The 13855-nt window shown below is 58.6% G+C and carries 15 protein-coding genes and 1 tRNA gene; 3 read left to right on the forward strand and 13 right to left on the reverse strand.

All coding sequences use genetic code 11. The features are described from left to right. Positions 1 to 50: 50 nt before the first annotated feature. From hscB to trmJ, 7 genes are all read right to left on the reverse strand, one after another. Positions 51 to 572: a co-chaperone HscB gene (gene hscB, locus LOY69_RS24070; RefSeq protein ID WP_011063215.1), complete on the reverse strand. Its 522-nt coding sequence runs from the start codon at positions 570 to 572 to the stop codon at positions 51 to 53. Positions 573 to 580: 8 nt separating this feature from the next. After that, a complete protein-coding gene (gene iscA, locus LOY69_RS24075; protein WP_007929524.1) occupies positions 581 to 904 on the reverse strand; it encodes an iron-sulfur cluster assembly protein IscA in 324 nt (107 codons plus the stop codon). Between the two features lie 42 nt (positions 905 to 946). Then, positions 947 to 1333, reverse strand: a complete 387-nt coding sequence (gene iscU / locus LOY69_RS24080; protein ID WP_007929523.1) for a Fe-S cluster assembly scaffold IscU — start codon at positions 1331 to 1333, stop codon at positions 947 to 949. Between the two features lie 94 nt (positions 1334 to 1427). Next, positions 1428 to 2642 carry an IscS subfamily cysteine desulfurase gene (locus LOY69_RS24085; RefSeq protein ID WP_102860394.1) on the reverse strand — a complete coding sequence of 405 codons (1215 nt, stop codon included), beginning with the start codon at positions 2640 to 2642 and terminating at the stop codon, positions 1428 to 1430. 50 nt (positions 2643 to 2692) lie between these two features. Further along, entirely contained in the window at positions 2693 to 3184 is a 492-nt protein-coding gene (iscR, locus tag LOY69_RS24090; RefSeq protein ID WP_011063217.1) for a Fe-S cluster assembly transcriptional regulator IscR, read from the reverse strand. Between the two features lie 235 nt (positions 3185 to 3419). Next, positions 3420 to 4196, reverse strand: a complete 777-nt coding sequence (gene cysE, locus LOY69_RS24095) for a serine O-acetyltransferase (protein ID WP_102880807.1) — start codon at positions 4194 to 4196, stop codon at positions 3420 to 3422. Next, the gene (gene trmJ, locus LOY69_RS24100; protein ID WP_102860392.1) at positions 4196 to 4969 is read right to left on the reverse strand and encodes a tRNA (cytosine(32)/uridine(32)-2'-O)-methyltransferase TrmJ; all 774 of its coding nucleotides are present in this window, start codon (positions 4967 to 4969) and stop codon (positions 4196 to 4198) included. The genes cysE and trmJ overlap by 1 nt, the downstream gene beginning before the upstream one ends. A gap of 245 nt (positions 4970 to 5214) precedes the next feature. Between trmJ and suhB the strand changes: the two genes are divergently transcribed. Next, entirely contained in the window at positions 5215 to 6030 is an 816-nt protein-coding gene (gene suhB / locus LOY69_RS24105; protein WP_011063220.1) for an inositol-phosphate phosphatase, read from the forward strand. 132 nt (positions 6031 to 6162) lie between these two features. Here the strand turns inward: suhB and LOY69_RS24110 are convergent, their stop codons facing one another. The 6 genes from LOY69_RS24110 to queA form a co-directional block, all read right to left on the reverse strand. Then, on the reverse strand, positions 6163 to 6717 hold the full coding sequence (locus LOY69_RS24110; RefSeq protein WP_102880808.1) for a glycine zipper 2TM domain-containing protein: 555 nt from the start codon (positions 6715 to 6717) through the stop codon (positions 6163 to 6165). 122 nt (positions 6718 to 6839) lie between these two features. Then, a complete protein-coding gene (secF, locus tag LOY69_RS24115) occupies positions 6840 to 7754 on the reverse strand; it encodes a protein translocase subunit SecF (RefSeq protein ID WP_102860390.1) in 915 nt (304 codons plus the stop codon). A 9-nt stretch (positions 7755 to 7763) separates the two neighbouring features. Beyond that, on the reverse strand, positions 7764 to 9632 hold the full coding sequence (gene secD, locus LOY69_RS24120) for a protein translocase subunit SecD (protein WP_102860389.1): 1869 nt from the start codon (positions 9630 to 9632) through the stop codon (positions 7764 to 7766). 62 nt (positions 9633 to 9694) lie between these two features. Then, the gene (yajC, locus tag LOY69_RS24125) at positions 9695 to 10033 is read right to left on the reverse strand and encodes a preprotein translocase subunit YajC (RefSeq protein ID WP_102880809.1); all 339 of its coding nucleotides are present in this window, start codon (positions 10031 to 10033) and stop codon (positions 9695 to 9697) included. 47 nt (positions 10034 to 10080) lie between these two features. Further along, positions 10081 to 11196 (reverse strand): tRNA guanosine(34) transglycosylase Tgt, encoded by a 1116-nt coding sequence (tgt, locus tag LOY69_RS24130; RefSeq protein WP_161799191.1) that lies wholly within the window; start codon positions 11194 to 11196, stop codon positions 10081 to 10083. 14 nt (positions 11197 to 11210) lie between these two features. Then, positions 11211 to 12275 carry a tRNA preQ1(34) S-adenosylmethionine ribosyltransferase-isomerase QueA gene (gene queA, locus LOY69_RS24135; protein WP_102860388.1) on the reverse strand — a complete coding sequence of 355 codons (1065 nt, stop codon included), beginning with the start codon at positions 12273 to 12275 and terminating at the stop codon, positions 11211 to 11213. A gap of 108 nt (positions 12276 to 12383) precedes the next feature. Between queA and LOY69_RS24140 the strand changes: the two genes are divergently transcribed. After that, positions 12384 to 12468: transfer RNA gene (locus LOY69_RS24140), tRNA-Leu, on the forward strand. A gap of 254 nt (positions 12469 to 12722) precedes the next feature. After that, entirely contained in the window at positions 12723 to 13073 is a 351-nt protein-coding gene (locus LOY69_RS24145; RefSeq protein ID WP_265073689.1) for a hypothetical protein, read from the forward strand. The last annotated feature ends 782 nt before the right edge of the window (positions 13074 to 13855 follow it).

Here is a 13855-nt window from a genome sequence, read left to right on the forward strand (position 1 = left end):
CTTATCTGGACTTATCTGTATATCAGGCGTGCGACCGTAGCGGCACTGGGTTAATCGTCGAGGCGCTCTTCTAACTGGCGCACTTCGTAGGTGAGCTTGTCGAGGAACTGCATGCGCCGCATCAGGCGTTCGGCCTGCTCGCGTTGCGCTGCATCATCCCAACAGGCTGCGAAGCTTTCGTTCAGTTCATCCTGTGCAGTCTTGAGTCGACGCTTGAATGCTGCCACTCCAGCCAGGTCGGCGCTGTCCTGCAAGTCTTCGAGTTCTTCGCGCCACTGCATCTGCTGCAGAAGAAACTCCGGATCATGCACCGTGACTTCCAGCGGCAACTCACCGCCATTCAAGGCCAGAAGATAACGAGCACGCTTTGGCGGACTCTTGAGGGTCTGGTAAGCCTCGTTGAGGCTCGCCGACTGCTCCAGGGCCAGACGTTGCTCGCGCTCGGAAGCATCGGCAAAACGGTCGGGATGAACCCCACGCGCCAACTCACGGTAGCGCGCAGCCAACTGCTCGAGATCCAGACGGAAGCTCGGTTGCAGTTCAAATAAAGCGAAATGACAAGGAGTACCCACAAGAAGCCTCAGATATTGAAGCTTTCGCCGCAGCCACACTCACCGCGCACGTTGGGGTTGTTGAACTTGAAGCCTTCGTTCAACCCTTCCTTGACGAAATCAAGCTCGGTGCCGTCCAGATAGGTCAGGCTCTTCGGGTCGATGATCACTTTCTCGCCGTGACTTTCGAACACCTGATCGTCCTCGCCGATCTCGTCGACGAACTCCAGCACATAGGCAAGGCCGGAACAGCCTGTGGTGCGAACACCCAGACGAATCCCATCACCCTTGCCGCGCCCATTGAGGGAGCGTCGCACGTGTTGAGCAGCCGCTTCTGTCATGCTGATAGCCATCGTGACTCCTTACTTGTCGCCAAATCTGTGAAAGCCGATCGATCAGATCAGGCCTTTCTTCTGCTTGTAGTCGCGAACGGCGGCCTTGATGGCGTCTTCGGCGAGCACCGAGCAGTGGATCTTCACTGGAGGCAGAGCCAGCTCTTCAGCCAGCTGGGTGTTCTTGATGGTTTCGGCTTCATCCAGCGTCTTGCCCTTCATCCACTCAGTGGCCAGGGAGCTGGAAGCAATGGCGGAACCGCAGCCATAAGTCTTGAACTTGGCGTCTTCAATGATGCCCTGCTCGTTGACCTTGATCTGCAGGCGCATCACGTCGCCGCAGGCTGGAGCGCCGACCATGCCGGTGCCGACATCCGGATCTTCCGCGTTCATCTTGCCGACGTTGCGCGGGTTCTCGTAGTGGTCGATGACCTTTTCGCTGTAAGCCATGATTCTTAATCCTCACTCATCAGAGAGTCGCTCTTGGGTTCTGCAAATCGCCGTTATCGGGACGCTCTACAGAACCCTGTGCGGCGACTTATATTCAGTGCGCCGCCCACTCGATCTTCGAGATATCGACGCCATCTTTGTACATGTCCCACAGCGGCGACAGAGCGCGCAGCTTGGTAACGGCTTCGCAGACTTTCTGCGCCGCGTAATCGATTTCTTCTTCGGTGGTGAAGCGGCCGAAGGTGAAGCGGATCGAGCTGTGAGCCAACTCGTCGTTACGGCCCAGGGCACGCAGCACGTACGAAGGCTCGAGCGAAGCCGAAGTACAGGCCGAACCGGAAGACACTGCCAGATCCTTGAGGGCCATGATCAGCGACTCGCCTTCAACGTAGTTGAAGCTCAGGTTCAGGTTGTGCGGTACACGAGCCGTCATGCTGCCGTTGATGTACAGCTCTTCCAGGTGCTCAACCTGCTTGTAGAAGCGATCGCTCAGGGCCTTGATGCGAGCATTTTCGGCGACCATGTCTTCCTTGGCGACGCGGAAGGCTTCGCCCATGCCGACGATCTGGTGAGTGGCCAGGGTACCGGAACGCATGCCGCGCTCGTGACCGCCGCCGTGCATGGTGGCCTCCAGGCGCACGCGAGGCTTACGGCTGACGTACAGCGCGCCAATGCCTTTAGGGCCGTAGGTCTTGTGGGCAGAGAAGGACATCAGGTCGACTTTCAGGGCCTGCAGGTCGATTTCGACCTTGCCGGTGGACTGAGCGCCGTCGACGTGGAACAGAATACCTTTGGAGCGGGTCAACTCGCCGATGGCGGCAATGTCGTTGATGGTGCCGATTTCGTTGTTCACATGCATGATCGAAACCAGGATGGTGTCGTCACGCAGGGCCGCTTCAACCATGGCCGGAGTGATCAAGCCATCTTCGCCCGGCTCGATGTAAGTCACTTCAAAGCCTTCACGCTCGAGTTGGCGCATGGTGTCCAGGACAGCCTTGTGCTCGATTTTCGAGGTAATCAGGTGCTTGCCCTTGGTGTGATAGAAATGCGCGACACCCTTGATTGCCAGGTTGTCGGACTCGGTTGCACCGGAGGTCCAGACGATTTCACGCGGATCAGCGTTAACCAGGTCGGCCACTTGGCGACGGGCATTCTCCACCGACTCTTCGGCCTTCCAGCCGAACACGTGAGAGCGGGACGCCGGGTTACCGAAGTTTCCGTCGACCAGCAGGCATTCACTCATTTTTTGCGCAACACGCGGATCGACCGGCGTGGTTGCTGAGTAATCAAGGTAAATCGGCAATTTCATGGACTCTCTCCTAAATCAGGCTGGCTGGCGTGCCGCTAGCTCTTTGGCTGTCATTCGACGGCGGACGCTTCAATCTTGTCCAGGCGCGGCGCCTTACCATTACAACGGCGCTGGTCCTGACGCTGGGCTACTTCTTGTACCTCACGGCGAGTAACAAGATCAGCCAAGCTGATACCGCTCAGAAATTCGTGAATCTGCAGGCTCAAGTCGCACCACAGGTGATGGGTCAGGCAGGTGTCGCCGGCATGGCAATCACCCAGCCCCTGGCATTTGGTTGCATCGACCGATTCGTTCACCGCATCGATCACCTGAGCCACCTGAATCCCCTGCATGTCACGGGACAGCTGGTAGCCGCCACCAGGACCACGGACGCTGGACACCAGGTTACTGCGGCGCAGTTTGGCGAAAAGCTGTTCGAGGTAGGACAGGGAGATGCCTTGGCGCTCAGAGATATCGGCCAGGGAGACCGGGCCATGTTGCGCGTGCAACGCCAGATCAAGCATGGCGGTCACGGCGTATCGGCCTTTAGTAGTCAGTCGCATGGACAAGTACCACGGAGTTTCGGAATGGACGCGAGTATGCAATACCCGAGTAATCGAGTCAACTATAAGACCAACTACTTTAGTCGGGTTTACCCGCAAAAGAGCGCGCGAATCATAGCAAAGTCTGCGACGTAATGGCACAGCAGGATGGCAACACCTGACCTGCGGGTCACTCAAAGGGTATTAGGCCCTTTCGCTAGCAAGCCGACCCCACAGAGGGGGCCGGTTTGCGCCATCAGCCGACCTGACTGCCGTCCTTGCCTTTGACTTCAGCGAAGTCTTCTTCACGCAATTGAGGCAGATCCTTGGCACAGTAATCACTGCCCAGATCCTTCAGCGCGCCACACATATCCTCCAGACGACCGTCGACTGCCTGCAGGTGATCCAGCAACTGCCCGATAGCCCGAGCCACCGGATCCGGCATGTCCTCGCCGACACCGTAGGCATCGAAACCGAGCTTTTCCGCCATGGCCTTGCGCTTGGCCGCCTGCTCGTCGCTGGACTTCATGATGATCCGCCCAGGAATGCCCACCACCGTCGCTCCGGCCGGCACCGCCTTGGTCACCACCGCATTGGAACCGACCTTGGCCCCCGCCCCCACAATGAAGGGACCCAGCACCTTGGCGCCCGCCCCCACCACCACACCGTCTTCCAGGGTCGGATGGCGCTTGCCCTTGTTCCAGCTGGTGCCACCCAGCGTCACCCCTTGATAGAGGGTCACGTCATCACCAATCTCGGCGGTCTCGCCAATGACAATGCCCATGCCATGGTCAATAAAGAAGCGACGGCCGACTTTGGCTCCCGGATGAATTTCGATCCCGGTCAACCAACGACCGAAGTTCGACACCAGCCGCGCCAGCCATTTCCAACCCATGCCCCACAAGGCGCCGGACAAACGATGAATCCAGATCGCGTGCATGCCTGGGTAGCAGGTCAACACCTCGAAGGCATTGCGCGCCGCCGGGTCACGATGAAACACGCTTTGGATATCTTCACGCAGACGCTCGAACATCACTGATCCTTCCGCTTTTGTAGCTCTCCACGGGCCGCTTTCTGGGTTTCCGTGAGAATGCCACGCAATATATTCATTTCCGCCCGGCTGACCGAGCTGCGACCGTATAACCGACGCAGGCGTGCCATCAAGTGCCGCGGCTTTTCCGGATCGAGGAAGTCGATGGCCACCAGCGTCTGCTGCAGATGCTCGTAGAACCGCTCCAACTCATCCATGGTCGCCAGCTCTTCACTGCGCGGCGAAGCCACTTCATCCTTCTCTACCTTGGTTGGCCGGCCTTGGGCCGCCAGCCAGGACATGCGCACTTCATAAGTCAGCACCTGCACCGCCGTGGCCAGGTTCAGCGAGCTGAACTCCGGGTCCGACGGGATATGCACGTGGAAATGACATCGCTGCAGCTCATCATTGGTCAGGCCGGAATCTTCACGACCGAACACCAGGGCGATCTGCGCACCCTGACCGGCTTCCTCTACCACCTTGAGACCGGACTCACGCGGATCAAGCAAGGGCCAGGGAATGCGCCGGTCGCGAGCACTGGTGCCAAACACCAGCGTGCAACCCGCCAATGCCTCCTCGAGGGTGGCGACTACCTGGGCATTGGCCAGGATATCGGTGGCACCGGAAGCACGCGCATCCGCCTCGTGAGACGGAAATACCCGGGGCTCCACCAGCACCAGCCGCGACAAGCCCATGTTCTTCATGGCACGCGCAGCCCCGCCGATATTGCCCGGATGACTGGTATTGACCAGGACGACACGAATGTTCTGCAGCAAGGGATGCGCTCTCGGACACGATAAGGGGGAGCAAATCTTACCGAACAGGCAAGACTCCCGCCTCAAAAATAACCACCCGACAGATTCCAGCGCTCTATAAAGGCGCCCAGCAACCGGCACAAACACTCGCCACCGGAGAACGCCACACAGCGGATCAATGCAATCAAAGCGAACACCAGCCTTCATCTGCAAAAGTTTTCTGCTAGAATGCTCGGCTTTCTTTAACAACCTTAGGTGACCTATCCATGCAGCCAATGCTGAATATCGCGCTGCGCGCCGCCCGCAGCGCCAGTGAATTGATTTTCCGCTCCATCGAGCGCCTGGATACCATCAAGGTCGACGAAAAAGACGCCAAAGACTACGTATCCGAAGTTGATCGCGCTGCTGAGCAGAAGATCATCGACGCGCTGCGCAAGGCCTACCCGACCCACGCCATCCTCGGCGAAGAAACCGGCCTGCACGCAGGCAGCGGCGAAGGCGAAGACTACCTGTGGATCATCGACCCACTGGACGGCACCACCAACTTCCTGCGCGGCATCCCGCACTTTGCCGTGAGCATCGCCTGCAAATACCGTGGCCGCCTGGAACACGCCGTGGTCCTGGACCCGGTTCGCCAGGAAGAATTCACCGCCAGCCGTGGCCGTGGCGCCCAGCTGAACGGTCGCCGCCTGCGCGTCAGCGGCCGCACCAGCCTCGACGGCGCCCTGCTGGGCACCGGCTTCCCATTCCGTGACGACCAGATGGACAACCTGGACAACTACCTGGGCATGTTCCGCGCCCTGGTTGGCCAGACCGCCGGCATCCGCCGCGCTGGCGCTGCAAGCCTGGACCTGGCCTACGTGGCCGCCGGTCGTTTCGACGCTTTCTGGGAGTCGGGCCTGTCCGAATGGGACATGGCAGCTGGCGCCCTGCTGATTCAAGAAGCCGGCGGCCTGGTGAGCGACTTCACCGGCGGTCACGACTTCCTGGAAAAAGGCCACGTGGTAGCTGGCAACACCAAATGCTTCAAAGCGGTCCTGACCGCCATCCAGCCGCACCTGCCGGCTTCGCTGAAGCGCTAAGCGCCAGCGACAAAAAAGCACCCCGAGGGGTGCTTTTTTTATGTCCGCAAAACCCGACCTGTAGGAGCCGGCTTGCCGGCGAAGGCGATCTCAAAGCCCATTCGCCGGCAAGCCAACCCCTACAAGCGAGGGTTATTGGCCGGGTTGATTCTGGTTCTGACCCAGAATCAGACGCCCCTCTTTATCCACCGGAATCTGGTTGCCCGGATCACGATCCATGCGCACCTGGCCTTGCTTGCCGCCCAGGTCGTACTTCACGTCATAACCCACGACCTTCTCACTGATGTCATTGACTGTATTACAGCGAGTCTGGGTGGTGGTGTAGGTGTCACGTTCCTGCATGCCTTCCTGCACCTTGTTGCCGGCATAGCCACCGCCAACCGCACCCGCCACAGTGGCGATCTTCTTGCCATTACCACCACCAATCATGCTACCCAGCAGACCGCCGCCCACCGCACCCGCCACGGTACCCAGGATCTGATGCTCATCCTTGACCGGGCGCTGGCGAGTCACGGCGACGTCCTTGCAGACTTCACGAGGGGTCTTGATCTGTTGTTTGACCGGCTGTACAGCCAGCACTTGCGCATACTCAGGGCCGCTTTTAACCAGGCTGTAGGTGGCAACAGCACCCCCGGCGGTGACACCGACAGCACCCAATACCGCACCAACCAGCAACGACTTGTTCACGTGAACCTCCTGACCATACAAACGGGACTTGGCCCGCGCTTCTCCCAGCGTTGGAGCAATAAAAAAGGCGCGAGTTCAACACTCGCGCCTTTTTAACTGACAGCCGGAAAAGGGCTAGATCCTCATGGACGGTCGTCCACTTCCTTCTCGGTATTGGCCGGAGGAATCAGATCCTCGCTGTTCAGGTTCAGCCAGATCAGCACCACGTTGGCGATGTAGATCGACGAGTAGGTACCCGCCAGAACACCGACAAACAGGGCGATGGAGAAGCCCCACAGGTTGTCGCCACCAAAGAACAGCAGCGCGATGATCGCCAGCAAGGTGGAGATCGAAGTCGCCATGGTCCGTAGCAGGGTCTGAGTGGTCGAGATGTTGATGTTCTCGATCAGGCTGGCCTTGCGCAGCACACGGAAGTTCTCACGCACCCGGTCGAACACCACGATGGTGTCGTTGAGGGAGTAACCGATGATCGCCAGCACCGCCGCCAGCACCGTCAGGTCAAAGGTGATCTGGAAGAACGAGAGGATGCCCACCGTCACGATCACGTCGTGGATCAGCGAAACGATCGCGCCCACCGCGAACTTCCACTGAAAGCGGAAGGCCAGGTAGATCAGGATGCCGCCCAGGGCCATGAGCATGCCGAGGCCGCCCTGGTCCCGCAGCTCTTCACCCACTTGCGGACCGACAAACTCGACGCGCTTGACCTGCGCCGGGTTGTCACCGCCAACCTTCTGCAGCGCCTCGGCCACCTGGTGGCCCAGTTGCGGGTCTTCACCCGGCATCCGCACCAGCAGATCGGTGGTCGCACCGAAGCTCTGCACGATGGCTTCGTGATAACCGGCATCGTTCAGTTGCGAACGCACCTTCATCACATCCGCCGGACGCTCGTAGGTCAGCTCAATGAGCGTACCGCCGGTGAAGTCCAGACCGTAGTTCAAGCCTTTGTGGAACCAGCTGAACAACGCCAGGATGGTGAGCAGCACAGTGACGCCGAACGCAACGTTGCGCACGCCCATGAAGTTAATAGTACGTAACATGGCAGCCCCTTAAATCCACAACTTCTTGAAGTCACGACCGCCGAAGATCAGGTTGACCATCGCACGGGTCAGCCAGATGGCCGTGAACATCGAGGTAAAGATCCCGAGGGACATGGTCACCGCAAAGCCTTTCACCGGACCGGTACCCATGGCGAACAGAATGCCGCCCACCAGCAGGGTGGTCAGGTTGGAGTCCAGGATCGCGGTGAATGCCCGGCCGAAGCCTTCGTTGATTGCCCGCTGCACACTCATGCCGGCGGCGAGCTCTTCACGTATCCGCGAGAAGATCAGTACGTTGGCGTCCACCGCCATACCCATGGTCAAGACGATACCGGCGATACCCGGCAGGGTCAGCGTCGCCCCCAGCAGGGACATCAGGGCCAGCAGCAGCACCATGTTCAATGCCAGGGCCACAGTGGCGATGACACCGAAGAAACGGTAGATGGCGATGATGAACAGCGACACGAACAGCATGCCCCACAGGGAGGCATCGATACCCTTGGTGATGTTGTCAGCACCCAGGCTTGGACCGATTGTGCGCTCTTCGGCGAAGTACATCGGCGCCGCCAGACCACCGGCACGCAGCAGCAGCGCCAGTTCGGAAGACTCGCCCTGGCCGTTCAGGCCGGTGATGCGGAACTGGCTGCCCAGCGGCGACTGGATGGTCGCCAGGCTGATGATCTTCTTCTCTTCCTTGAAGGTCTGCACCGCCACGTCTTTCTCGACACCGTTCACCACTTGTTTGGTGTAGGTGGTGGTCGGCTTCTGCTCGATGAAGATCACCGCCATGCTGCGACCGACATTGCTGCGAGTCGAACGGTTCATCAGCTCGCCACCGTGACCATCAAGCTTGATGTTCACCTGTGGACGGCCGTGTTCGTCGTAACCGGCCTGGGCATCGGTCACCTGGTCACCGGTGATGATCAGGCCACGCTCGATCAGTGCAGGAGGACGGTTGCCCTCACGGAATTCGAAGGACTCGGAAGTCGCCTTGGAAGCACCCGGCTCGGCGGCCAGACGGAACTCCAGGTTGGCGGTCTTGCCCAGGATCCGCTTGGCTTCAGCGGTGTCCTGCACGCCCGGCAGCTCAACCACGATACGGTTGGCACCCTGACGCTGAACCAGAGGCTCGGCCACACCCAGCTCGTTGACCCGGTTACGCACGGTGGTCAAGTTCTGCTTGATGGAGTATTCACGGATTTCCGCCAGCTTGGCCGGGGTCATCGCCAGACGCAGCACCGGTTGGCCATTGAGGTCGGCCGGTACGATATCGAAATCGTTGAAGTTCTTGCGGATCAGCGAACGAGCCTGTTCACGGCTGTCTTCATCGCTGAAGCCCAGCTGGATGGCGCCATTGAGCTGCGGCAGGCTGCGATAGCGCAGGCGCTCTTTGCGCAGCAGGCTCTTGACGTCGCCTTCATAGACTTTCAGGCGGGCGTCGAGGGCTTTGTCCATGTCCACTTCCAGCAGGAAGTGCACACCACCGGACAAGTCCAGACCCAGTTTCATCGGGTGCGCACCGAGGTTGCGCAGCCATTGCGGAGTGGTTTGCGCCAGGTTCAACGCCACCACATAGTCATCGCCCAGCGCCTTGCGCACTACATCCTTGGCCGGAAGCTGGTCTTCCTTGTTGGTCAAGCGCAGCAGACCGCCCTTGCCGTTGGCAGCAATGGAAGCAGCCTTGACCTTGATACCGGCGTCGGTGAGCGCTTTGCTCGCACGATCCAGATCCGCCTGAGTGACCTGCAACGCAGTGCTCGCACCGCTGACCTGAATGGCCGGATCATCAGGGTATAGATTGGGAGCGGAATAAATAAAACCGATCGCCAGCACCGCCAGGATCAGTAGGTACTTCCACAGAGGATATTTGTTCAGCATCACGCCGCCCGTTTATGACGCGGGGCGCCTTGCGCGCCCCGTCGATTGGTAAAAGATGAAACTTAGATGGCTTTCAGCGTGCCTTTTGGCAGCGTGGCAGCGATCGCGCCCTTCTGGAACTTCAGCTCAACGGAGTCCGACACTTCCAGAACCACGAAGTCGTCGGTCACCTTGTTGATCTTGCCGGCGATACCGCCAGTGGTCACAACTTCGTCGCCTTTCTGCAGGCTGCTCAGCAGGTTTTTCTGCTCTTTGGCGCGCTTGGCCTGCGGGCGCCAGATCATCAGATAGAAGATGACCAGGAAGCCAACCAGGAAAATCCACTCGAAACCAGTGCCAGCAGGACCGGCAGCGGCAGGTGCAGCGGCGTCCGCATACGCGGCAGGGATCAAAAAGCTCATTTAACACTCCGATAATTGCAAAATTAGTGGCTTAACGTCTTTAGAACTTATTCTAAAGGCGGCACGGGTAACCCGCGTTTGGCATAGAAGGAATCGACAAAGGCGGCCAATGTACCTTGTTGAATAGCCTCGCGCAAACCAGCCATAAGACGCTGGTAATGGCGCAAATTATGGATGGTATTGAGCATACTCCCGAGCATTTCCCCACACTTGTCCAAGTGATGCAGATAGGCACGGGAGAAGTTCTGGCAGGTGTAGCAATCACAAGTTGGGTCCAGCGGCGAATCATCATGGCGATGGAACGCGTTACGGATTTTCAGCACGCCTGTATCGATGAACAGATGCCCATTGCGGGCATTGCGGGTTGGCATCACGCAATCGAACATGTCCACACCGCGGCGCACACCCTCAACCAGATCTTCCGGCTTGCCAACTCCCATAAGGTAACGAGGTTTGTCGGCAGGCATCTGGCCCGGCAGGTAGTCCAGGACCTTGATCATTTCATGCTTGGGCTCGCCCACCGACAGGCCACCGATGGCCAGGCCGTCGAAGCCGATCTTGTCCAGGCCTTCCAGGGAACGCATGCGCAGGTCCTGGTGCATGCCACCCTGAACGATGCCAAACAGCGCCGCCGTGTTGTCACCGTGGGCATTCTTGGAACGCTGGGCCCAGCGCAGGGACAGCTCCATGGAAATCCGCGCCACGTCCTCATCGGCCGGGTACGGGGTGCACTCGTCGAAGATCATCACGATGTCCGAACCCAGGTCGCGCTGCACTTGCATCGACTCTTCCGGGCCCATGAACACCTTGGCACCGTCCACCGGCGAGGCGAAGGTCACGCCCTCTTCCTTGATCTTGCGCATGGCGCCCAGGCTGAACACCTGGAAACCACCGGAATCGGTGAGGATCGGGCCGTTCCACTGCATGAAGTCATGCAAATCACCGTGAGCCTTGATCACCTCGGTGCCCGGACGCAGCCACAGGTGGAAGGTGTTGCCGAGGATGATCTCGGCGCCGGTGGCGACGATATCCCGCGGCAGCATGCCCTTGACCGTACCGTAGGTGCCCACCGGCATGAAGGCCGGGGTTTCCACCGTACCACGGGGGAAGGTCAGGCGACCGCGACGAGCCTTGCCATCAGTGGCCAGAAGCTCGAAGGACATACGACAAGTGCGACTCATACAGTTTCCTCGGGGGCCAGATCCTTGGGAGCGGTCGGCGCAGGATTACGGGTGATGAACATCGCATCACCGTAGCTGAAAAAGCGGTACCCATTTTCCACCGCGGCGCGATAGGCGGCCATGGTCTCGGGATAACCGGCGAACGCCGAAACCAGCATCAACAGCGTGGATTCCGGCAGATGGAAGTTGGTCACCAGGGCATCGACCACATGGAACGGCCGGCCCGGGTAGATAAAGATATCGGTGTCGCCGCTGAACGGCTTGAGCACACCATCGCGCGCGGCACTTTCCAGGGAACGCACACTGGTGGTGCCCACCGCCACCACCCGACCACCGCGAGCACGGCATGCGGCAACCGCATCCACCACGTCCTGGCCGACTTCCAGCCACTCGTGGTGCATATGGTGATCTTCGATACGCTCGACCCGCACCGGCTGGAAAGTGCCGGCACCGACATGCAGGGTCACGAACGCCGTCTCCACGCCCTTGGCGGCAATGGCCTCCAGCAGCGGCTGGTCGAAATGCAGCCCCGCCGTGGGCGCCGCGACAGCCCCCAGACGCTGGGCATACACGGTCTGATAACGCTCACGGTCCGCGCCTTCATCCGGGCGGTCTATATAAGGAGGCAACGGCATGTGCCCGACCCGATCCAGCAGCGGCAGCACCTCCTCGGCAAAACCCAGCTCGAACAGCGTGTCGTGGCGCGCCAGCATCTCGGCCTCGCCACCGCCGTCGATCAGGATCTTCGACCCAGGCTTAGGCGACTTGCTGGAGCGCACATGGGCCAGCACACGATGGCTGTCCAGCACCCGCTCGATGAGGATCTCCAGCTTGCCTCCGGAGGCCTTCTGGCCGAACAGACGGGCCGGAATCACCCGGGTATTGTTGAACACCATCAGATCGCCCGGACGCAAATGCTCCAGCAGATCGGTGAATTGACGGTGGGCCAAGGCGCCGGTTGGCCCATCCAGGGTCAACAGACGGCTGCCGCGACGCTCGGCCAAAGGATGGCGGGCGATCAGCGAATCAGGAAGCTCGAAGGTAAAGTCAGCAACGCGCATGATGGGGTTCGTCTAGCAGGGCCGGAAAGTTTAGCGGAATAACTAAAAATTGACCACGAAAGCCGATTGACCAACGGTAACTGCCTCTCTATACTTCGCCGCCATTGAGCCCTGATGGCGGAATTGGTAGACGCGGCGGATTCAAAATCCGTTTTCGCAAGAAGTGGGAGTTCGAGTCTCCCTCGGGGCACCAAGTACATATCTCAAGATGCCGCTCAATGCATCTTGAACTCAAAAAAACCGGCCACCTGAGCCGGTTTTTTTGTGCCTGGCTATTCGCCTCTCTACCCCCCCTCCTCTTCTGTACTCCTGCTTCCCGGCTCGCAAGGATGGAGTCTGAATCGCCCCGGGTTTCGTAGGCACCTCTTTGTCTTAACGACAAAAGAACCCAAATCGAAAAAAGCCCATCCTGCAGAAGAACGAGCCGCCGCCGCGTATGCAAGCGCGTTGAGCGATGGAGACGACACAGCAGAACAGCGAGCAGAGAAGGCACTCAAACTCGCCTCTGAGGATGTTACGCAGGCTGCCCAAGGAAAACGCGGAGACGCAGCGGTTGTGAGTGCGCTAACAATTGAGGTCGAAAAGCTTGATGAAGCAATCGCCGAAACCAAGCAGCTTTTAATGAGTCTTCACAAGGACCTACTAAAAGCAACTGACTTCCTACTGGCCAACCGTTTGGACAAGGCCGCGCAAGAACTCACAAATATTGCTACACAGCTACACGTCACTCAGAAAGCGTTGAGGTGGGGTAGCTCACTGCATGGTCTATATGCCTCTGCAGACGCCTATTGGCCCTAAGTCCATTACCGAACGTACAGTTAGCGAAAAAGCATCAGGGATCGCTTTAGAGCAAATTCTAGCGGCGTGACTGATGTACCTGTCATCGCATTAAGCGGTGATTCACATCCAACCGGGACAACACTCGCGGAACACCAAACGTGTTCCGTGCAGTCGGTGTTCCGCTTGTTCTTTTTTGTGTTCCACCTCTGAAAGCCTTGCAAAACTGGGGCTCCAGCCATTCTGGAACACATGGAACACCTACATAACCCTATCAGTAGATGATCGCTCCCCCGGCCCCTTTCAGGGGTTGGACCATCAGCGGAAAAAATAGCGACAGGTTGATCTGATACAGCCAAGATCACACCCTGACTCGTCGGAGTATGCCTATCCAACCAGGGAAAATATGGGTCCTCCCAAAGCCCCACCTGCACGGGTCACCATACTCGCAGGTTTCCTCTAGCTGAAAAACTACAGAGATGTACGTCTTTTTTGCAAGACGCGGAGACCTGACGGTAAGGAGGATCGACCAGTGAAAACTGTTCAGTCGGGACTCAGTGAAGATTTATCGATCGTTTTGGACGCTTGTCGTACCCGAACTCTTCGACTAAATGCTCAGATCCTGCTCGTACGTCACTCAGGCACTGCTGTATATTTAAGCCAAGGGTTGTGACTCCATCAGGATTGCTGAGTGACGTTCAAACGCTTACTCAAATTGAAAGCGACCTGATAGCTGAAAATATCAAACCCTACAAACATTACAGTTTTTAATAATTTAATTTTCAACACCAAATAATTGTAGA

It is taken from the genome of Pseudomonas sp. B21-059 (assembly GCF_026016285.1).
Taxonomy (GTDB): domain Bacteria; phylum Pseudomonadota; class Gammaproteobacteria; order Pseudomonadales; family Pseudomonadaceae; genus Aquipseudomonas; species Aquipseudomonas danubii.

What these genes read in the sequence shown, in the direction of transcription:
- iscA (WP_007929524.1), bottom strand. Translation starts at nt 904, where the DNA reads ATGGCTATCAGCATGACAGAAGCGGCTGCTCAACACGTGCGACGCTCC.
- iscU (WP_007929523.1), bottom strand. Translation starts at nt 1,333, where the DNA reads ATGGCTTACAGCGAAAAGGTCATCGACCACTACGAGAACCCGCGCAAC.
- LOY69_RS24085 (WP_102860394.1), bottom strand. Translation starts at nt 2,642, where the DNA reads ATGAAATTGCCGATTTACCTTGATTACTCAGCAACCACGCCGGTCGAT.
- iscR (WP_011063217.1), bottom strand. Translation starts at nt 3,184, where the DNA reads ATGCGACTGACTACTAAAGGCCGATACGCCGTGACCGCCATGCTTGAT.
- cysE (WP_102880807.1), bottom strand. Translation starts at nt 4,196, where the DNA reads ATGTTCGAGCGTCTGCGTGAAGATATCCAAAGCGTGTTTCATCGTGAC.
- suhB (WP_011063220.1), top strand. Translation starts at nt 5,215, where the DNA reads ATGCAGCCAATGCTGAATATCGCGCTGCGCGCCGCCCGCAGCGCCAGT.
- secF (WP_102860390.1), bottom strand. Translation starts at nt 7,754, where the DNA reads ATGTTACGTACTATTAACTTCATGGGCGTGCGCAACGTTGCGTTCGGC.
- secD (WP_102860389.1), bottom strand. Translation starts at nt 9,632, where the DNA reads ATGCTGAACAAATATCCTCTGTGGAAGTACCTACTGATCCTGGCGGTG.
- yajC (WP_102880809.1), bottom strand. Translation starts at nt 10,033, where the DNA reads ATGAGCTTTTTGATCCCTGCCGCGTATGCGGACGCCGCTGCACCTGCC.
- tgt (WP_161799191.1), bottom strand. Translation starts at nt 11,196, where the DNA reads ATGTCCTTCGAGCTTCTGGCCACTGATGGCAAGGCTCGTCGCGGTCGC.
- queA (WP_102860388.1), bottom strand. Translation starts at nt 12,275, where the DNA reads ATGCGCGTTGCTGACTTTACCTTCGAGCTTCCTGATTCGCTGATCGCC.